The organism is Microcystis sp. LE19-41.2A (genome assembly GCF_027530405.1).
In the GTDB taxonomy this organism is placed as follows: domain Bacteria; phylum Cyanobacteriota; class Cyanobacteriia; order Cyanobacteriales; family Microcystaceae; genus Microcystis; species Microcystis aeruginosa.
In genome coordinates this window covers 1-2,240 of record NZ_JAPZQJ010000587.1, presented here as the reverse complement: position 1 = coordinate 2,240, position 2,240 = coordinate 1, and the positions used below count along the sequence as shown (strand labels likewise).

At 41.2% G+C, this 2,240-nt stretch carries 2 protein-coding genes and 2 pseudogenes; 2 read left to right on the top strand and 2 right to left on the bottom strand.

Going from position 1 to position 2,240, the window contains the following annotated elements; genetic code table 11:
• Positions 1-23: 23 nt before the first annotated feature.
• A pseudogene (locus tag O9290_RS24615) lies at positions 24-227 on the top strand (hypothetical protein); the annotation flags it as partial.
• Between the two features lie 44 nt (positions 228-271).
• Complete coding sequence (locus O9290_RS24610; protein WP_002760892.1) at positions 272-826, top strand: hypothetical protein; 555 nt, start codon at positions 272-274, stop codon at positions 824-826.
• A 190-nt stretch (positions 827-1,016) separates the two neighbouring features.
• Here the strand turns inward: O9290_RS24610 and O9290_RS24605 are convergent, their stop codons facing one another.
• The gene (locus tag O9290_RS24605) at positions 1,017-1,487 is read right to left on the bottom strand and encodes a DUF4079 domain-containing protein (protein ID WP_002760891.1); all 471 of its coding nucleotides are present in this window, start codon (positions 1,485-1,487) and stop codon (positions 1,017-1,019) included.
• Between the two features lie 138 nt (positions 1,488-1,625).
• Positions 1,626-2,240 (bottom strand): annotated as a pseudogene (locus O9290_RS24600) (RNA-guided endonuclease InsQ/TnpB family protein); the annotation flags it as partial.

Here is a 2,240-nt window from a genome sequence, read left to right as displayed (position 1 = left end):
CCCTTATAGAGAAAGGCATTTAGCGATTTTTGTCAATTGTTTTTGCTCTAGAGCGAACTAATCAATTAAGTCTCTTGCCAGATAAGGATTTAGTCGATTTATGCCCCCCTATCGAACCATACCAAGTAACGAAGAACCATTATTGCTCCTATGGCAACAGTGCCTCTTGCCTGACTTGCACCAGAAGTCTGTTTGTAGCTTCGGAAATTGTCAAAACCGAGATGTAGTTACTCATTGAACACCACAAAGGCTAATATATGGAGTGTTATTTATGAGCCATTTATCCCTATCCGAACAGATTACTGAGGAACTTCTGGCAATCCTGATCGAAGAAGAAGTCACCTATCCCTGGGATGTAACCGCTGTTGAGAGTCATGATCCCTTAGACCTGACAGAAACGCCCTTTTCTCTGTGTGAAGGACTAGAAGCGACGGCGATCAAAGCACAAGCTGATAGATTCTTTAACAGTTTACACCAAAAATTCCCGACAGTTTCCGTTTCACCCCGGTCTAATATCTTTGATAAATTTGCCTCTTTATTGCCGGCCGAACATTTAAATCGTCTAGTAGAAAGCGCTGAAAATCTAGTTGATAGTCAATTAGACAACCTTGATCGCCTTGTTGTTTGTCTTAGCGATCTCTTTCCCCAATGGTCTCCAGAAGATTTACAGGTTTTTGCTCGTCCCTACGCCTATACTATGCGTAATGGCCAGAGCGAAACGACTATCGAAACCGAAAATTGGCAAAATCTTTCCGAAATTGAACAAATTCGCCGGAGTGCAGCCATTGCCAGCCAGATTTTCCGCGACTTGTCTTCTCCTGAATAATCATCTCATTTTATTTTGCACGACTACATTAGGTTACACTTCATCTTTATGAGAAACGCTATATCTCTTTATCTGATTTTTTGCTTTTTGTTTCTACCCGTCAGAAAGATTCTATAACTTGTGATTAACTTTGAAAGCACTTTTTAGGGTTGGATGCGTCTGATGACGCATCCTATATTTTCAAAGTTTCTTACATTTTGCTGAGAATACGCTGGACTATATCCATTCCCGTGAAGGCTTGCCAGCCAAAAAGACCTAAAATGACGGCATTAAGGGTAATATGGGTGATTCTGGCCAATTCATTGCCTTTTTGCATTAAAGGTACTAAAGCGGCACTGATCGAGATTAAACCCACCATCCCTAAACCCGCCAGCAGATGGGGACCGACAAATAATTTACCGTTATTAATATAAGTCACCGCCATACCCCCGATCGTCCCCAACACCATTAAAGCGAGGATTAGGGAGCCAATTTGATAGTGTTTAGTGCGAAAATCCTTGGGCAATAATTCTTTTTTTAGGTCTTTATCTGCTGTACGCGTCCGTCGCCATTGTAGCCCCGAATAGAGGGCATAGATAGTTAATCCTAATAAAACCCACATTAGAATGGGATGGCCAAATTGTGACCAAGTTTTTACGGCACTGGGAATCTCGAAGTTCATAGTTGTCTGTTCTCATCAAAGATCGCTTCTTATTGACACTCCCGTCACTAAAAGCGAGGGATTCTTGGTTCATAGAGTTTCCCTAATCTGACAGGACGTATCCAACATTCGCCAGAGGGAATCTCTCCCCCCCAACCGACGTCGGGGGGTCAAACGGTTTAATCTTTTTTCCGCTTGGCGATAGTATTGCGGTATTTCTACCGTTTCCCCATCACTATTAGCGTAGAAAACTTTTAAGCCTACATCCAATCCTACACATCTTTTAGTCGGTTCTAAGGGTTTTGCCTATTCCCGAATATCAACGCTAAGGCAGAATTGGACATAGTAACCGTCTGCTCGTTTAACAATCCTAACTCGTTTAATTTGGTCTATAGGGTAAAAGTTTAAGTCTCTAGTTCCTTTCAGTTTAACCGTGCCAAGATTTTTCTTATCTGTGAAAGTAATTTTTTTCTATCCTCCGATAGTTGACCGCCACAGTTTTTATATTCCACAGAACGATTATTTTTCTGAAACTTGGGATAACCTTTTTTACCTTTTATTTTTTTCTGACAATTGTCATAGAAACGGGCAATCGCTGACCAGTCCCGTTCTGCCGATGCTTGTCTAGCCGTAGAATTTAGAGTATCGACAAACTTGAACTGTTGGGCGAGAACTGCACAATATTTATTGAGAGAATATTTATCGATTTTGTCTTCTCTCTTGGCATCCATCCAAAGCCTTAATGCTTTGTTTCTGATGAATTGTACTGTACGA

What these genes read in the sequence shown, in the direction of transcription:
- O9290_RS24610 (WP_002760892.1), top strand. Translation starts at nt 272, where the DNA reads ATGAGCCATTTATCCCTATCCGAACAGATTACTGAGGAACTTCTGGCA.
- O9290_RS24605 (WP_002760891.1), bottom strand. Translation starts at nt 1,487, where the DNA reads ATGAACTTCGAGATTCCCAGTGCCGTAAAAACTTGGTCACAATTTGGC.